Origin of the sequence: Micromonospora globispora, assembly GCF_003857015.1 — a bacterium.
Classification (GTDB): Bacteria; Actinomycetota; Actinomycetes; order Mycobacteriales; family Micromonosporaceae; genus Micromonospora; species Micromonospora globispora.
Genome location: NZ_QGGF01000080.1, coordinates 1 through 4,177, shown reverse-complemented (window position 1 = coordinate 4,177; position 4,177 = coordinate 1). Strand labels below are relative to the sequence as shown.

At 71.8% G+C, this 4,177-nt stretch carries 4 protein-coding genes; 3 read left to right on the top strand and 1 reads right to left on the bottom strand.

The features are described 5' to 3' along the window. Positions 1–390: hypothetical protein (locus DKL51_RS03050; protein ID WP_124811697.1), on the bottom strand; the 390-nt coding region annotated here is incomplete at its 3' end. 453 nt (positions 391–843) lie between these two features. Here DKL51_RS03050 and aceB point away from each other — a divergent pair. The 3 genes from aceB to DKL51_RS03035 form a co-directional block, all read left to right on the top strand. Continuing rightward, the gene (gene aceB, locus DKL51_RS03045) at positions 844–2,427 is read left to right on the top strand and encodes a malate synthase A (protein ID WP_124811696.1); all 1,584 of its coding nucleotides are present in this window, start codon (positions 844–846) and stop codon (positions 2,425–2,427) included. 29 nt (positions 2,428–2,456) lie between these two features. Next, positions 2,457–3,929, top strand: coding sequence for an FAD-linked oxidase C-terminal domain-containing protein (locus tag DKL51_RS03040; RefSeq protein ID WP_109945125.1), 1,473 nt, complete (start codon positions 2,457–2,459; stop codon positions 3,927–3,929). After that, on the top strand, positions 3,929–4,177 hold a 249-nt coding region (locus tag DKL51_RS03035), incomplete at its 3' end, for a hypothetical protein (protein ID WP_438819646.1). The genes DKL51_RS03040 and DKL51_RS03035, both read left to right, overlap by 1 nt.

Sequence of the window (4,177 nt, the reverse complement as noted above, 5' to 3'; positions counted from 1 at the left end):
GCCGTCCCCGTCCGTGCCACCGGCGCCGGCCGGGGCGCCGCCGATCGGGGTGACGGTTAACTGCGCGCTCCCGCCGGAGCTGCCGTCGCCGCAGGTCGTGGTGACGGTGTAGGTGCCGAGGGTGAAGCCGGCGGTGAAGAGTTCGGCGCTCAGGCCGCCGCCGGCGGCCGCGGTGGTGGAGCGGACGTTCTGGTCGCGGTTGGGTCCGGTGACACGGAAGAGCGCGTCACCCGCCTTCGGGTTGCAGGTCGTGGTGGTGAGCACGACGGTGCCGCCGACCGGGGTGGTGGCTGGTGAGACGGTGGTGTCGGCGAGCGCGGCGGCCGGCAGCAGTAGTGTGCCGAGGCCCACGCCGACCGCCGCCGATCCGAGAACTGTCTTTGCCTTCATGCGCGTCTTCCCTCACTTTTCGTCCGCTGACTGCGTGGGACGTCGTTCGGGTGGCCAACTCCGTGACTAGCACCGGTGTGGCCAACACTAGGAGGGTTGGTGTGCTGATCCGGCGAAAACGAGAAATCTTCGTTGCCGTCACGTGTTCCCCCTCGCGCCGGGGAGCTGCGGACATGCCCGCCCAGGGGCACCCGTAACCCCCGGCCGACCGGGCACCGTCTGTGCGGTCTGTCCGGTTCGTGCCCCGGGTGCGGCGATGCTGCTCCTCGTGCCCGGCCGTCCTGACCCGACCGTTCGCCGTTCGCCGCAGGTCAGGCACCGTTCGCCGCAGTGGATCGACCGTTCCCGGCCACTGTGCCCTCGCCCAACTCGCGGCTATGACCAGCGAGAACTACAGTCGGCTGGAGCACCACCGGATAGATCGCGACACATATCACGGTGAGGAGCGAGTCGATGGCCAACCCTGCCGGCGTCGAGGTCACCGGGCCGATGCACCCCCGGTACGACGACATCCTCACCCCCGAGGCGTTGAGCTTCCTCGCCGACCTGCACCGCGCCTTCGACGCCCGCCGTCGCGAGCTGCTCGACCGGCGCGAGCGGCGCGAGGCCGAGCTCGCCGGAGGCGCGCTGTTCGACTTCCTCCCGGAGACCCGGGAGATCCGCGAGTCCGACTGGCGGGTCGCCGACCCGGCGCCGGGCCTGGTCGACCGCCGGGTGGAGATCACCGGCCCGACGGACGCCAAGATGACCATCAACGCGCTCAACTCCGGGGCGAAGGTGTGGCTGGCCGACCACGAGGACGCCAACACCCCGCTCTGGGAGAACGTCATCTCCGGCCAGCTCAACCTGCGCGACGCCATCGACCGCAAGCTCGACTTCACCTCACCCGAGGGCAAGCAGTACGCCCTGCACGACGGTGAACTGGCCACCATCGTGGTCCGGCCGCGCGGCTGGCACCTCACCGAGAAGCACATCCTGGTGGACGGTGAGCGCACCTCTGGCAGCCTGGTCGACTTCGGCCTCTACTTCTTTCACTGCGCCCGCCGGCAGCTCGACCGGGGCGCCGGGCCCTACTTCTACCTGCCCAAGATGGAGAGCCACCTCGAGGCCCGACTGTGGAACGATGTCTTCCTGCTCGCCCAGGAGCGGCTCGGCATCCCGCGCGGCACCATTCGGGCCACCGTGCTGATCGAGACGTTCCCGGCGGCGTTCGAGATGGACGAGATCCTCTACGAGCTGCGCGAGCACTCCGCCGGGCTGAACGCGGGCCGGTGGGACTACATGTTCAGCGTGATCAAGAAGTTCCGTACCCGGGGCGCTGACTTCCTGCTGCCCGACCGGAACTCGGTGACCATGACCGTGCCGTTCATGCGCGCGTACACCGAACTGCTGGTGCGGACCTGCCACCGCCGCGGGGCGCACGCCATCGGCGGGATGGCGGCCTTCATCCCCAGCCGGCGCGATCCGCAGGTCAACGAGACGGCCCTGGCGAAGGTCCGGGACGACAAGACCCGCGAGGCCACCGATGGCTTCGACGGTTCCTGGGTCGCCCACCCCGACCTGGTGCCGATCTGCCGGGAGGTCTTCGACCAGGTCCTCGGCGACCGGCCGAACCAGCTCGACCGCGCCCGCGACGAGGTCCGGGTGACCGCCACCGAGCTGCTCGACGTCCGGTCCACCCCCGGCCAGCACACCGAGGCCGGGCTGCGCAACGCGGTCAGCGTCGGCGTGCAGTACCTGGCCGCCTGGCTGCGTGGCTCCGGCGCGGTGGCCATCTACAACCTGATGGAGGACGCGGCCACCGCGGAGATCTCCCGCAGCCAGGTGTGGCAGTGGCTGCACAACGACGTGACCCTCGACGACACCGGTGAGCGGGTCACCCGGGAGCTGGTCGAACGGATCGCCGACGAGGAGATCGGGAACCTGCCTGGTGCTCCCGGTGACTACGCCGACGCCCGGGCGCTCTTCATGGAGGTCGCCGTCGCCGACGACTTCGCCGGCTTCCTGACCCTGCCGGCGTACGAACGGATGCCCTGACCGACGACCGACGCGACGTGGAGGTGGCGATGAGCACGACCACGACGGACCTCGACGCTCTCGCCGCCGCCCTGCGGGCCGCCATCGGCGCCGACCGGGTGATCAGCGACCGGCAGCAGCTGCGCACCTACGAGTGCGACGGGCTGGCCCAGTACAAGGTGATTCCCGCGCTGGTGGCGCTGCCCGCCGACGCGGAACAGTGCGCCGCCGTGGTCCGCGCCTGCGTCGCCGCGGGTACGCCGTTCGTGGCCCGCGGCTCCGGCACCGGCCTCTCCGGCGGCGCGCTGCCCCACGCCGACGGCGTCCTCGTGGTCACCTCGCAGATGCGGGACATCCTGGAGATCGCGCCGGACGACGAGCGGGCGGTGGTGCAGCCCGGCGTGATCAACCTGGCGGTCACCCGGGCCGCCACCCCGCACGGCTACTACTACGCGCCGGACCCGTCCAGCCAGCAGATCTGCTCGATCGGCGGGAACGTGGCGGAGAACTCCGGCGGCGCGCACTGCCTCAAGTACGGCTTCACCACCAACCATGTCCTCGGCGTCGAGCTGGTCACCCCCGACGGCGACCGGGTACGCCTCGGCGGCCGCGCCCCCGACGCCCCCGGCTACGACCTGCTCGGCGCGTTCGTCGGCTCCGAGGGCACTCTGGGCATCGCCACCGAGGTGACCGTCCGGCTGACCCGGCTGCCCGAGTCGGTGCGCACGCTGCTCGCCGCCTTCGAGACGACCGATCAGGCCGGCGCGGCCACCTCGGCGATCATCGCGGCCGGCGTGGTGCCGGCGGCGGTGGAGATGATGGACGCCCTCGCCATCGAGGCGGCCGAGGCGGCCGTGCACTGTGGCTACCCGCCCGGCGCCGGGGCGGTGCTGATCGTCGAACTGGACGGGCCGGAACCGGAGGTCGCCGCCCAGTTCACGCAGGTGGAGAGCCTGTGCCGGGAGAACCGGGCCTTCGAGATCCGAATCGCCGCCGACGACGCCGAGCGGGCGCTGTTCTGGAAGGGACGCAAGTCCGCGTTCGCCGCCGTCGGGCGGATCAGCCCCGACTACATCGTCCAGGACGGAGTGATCCCGCGAACCGCCCTGCCGGAGGTGCTGCGCCGCATCGGCGAGCTCTCCGCCGAACGTGGCATCCGGGTAGCGAACGTCTTCCACGCCGGCGACGGCAACCTGCACCCGCTGGTCCTCTTCGACGCCGCCGTCGACGGGCAGACCGTCCGGGCCGAGGAGGTCTCCGGCGCGATCCTCGACCTCTGCATCACCCACGGCGGCTCGATCACCGGCGAGCACGGCGTCGGCATGGACAAGGCGAAGTACATGCCCCGCATGTTCACCGACGACGACCTGGACACGATGCAGCTGCTGCGCTGCGCGTTCGACCCCGACGGGCTGGCCAACCCCGGCAAGGTCTTCCCGACGCCCCGCCTCTGCGGCGAGGTGCCGGGCAGACGCAAGGGGGCCCACCCGGCGCAGGAAGCCGGCCTGGCGGAGGTGTTCTGATGCCCGCCGACCGGACCCTCGACCAGCTCCGCGCCGCCGCCGAGGCGACCCGGGGCGACGTCCCCTCGCCCCGCACCGGCGATCCCACCCCGGACACCGGGCCGGACGACGGCACGGTCGTCCGGGGTGGCGGCGAGCAGGACACCATCGCCGGGGTGGCGGCCCGCTACGTCGCGGCGCCCCGGGACACCGGCCAGGCCGCCGCCCTCCTGCGCGCGGCCGCCGCGATCGACCTGGCCGTCACGTTC

Coding starts and splice junctions, on each gene's coding strand:
- aceB (WP_124811696.1), top strand. CDS start 844: ATGGCCAACCCTGCCGGCGTCGAGGTCACCGGGCCGATGCACCCCCGG.
- DKL51_RS03040 (WP_109945125.1), top strand. CDS start 2,457: ATGAGCACGACCACGACGGACCTCGACGCTCTCGCCGCCGCCCTGCGG.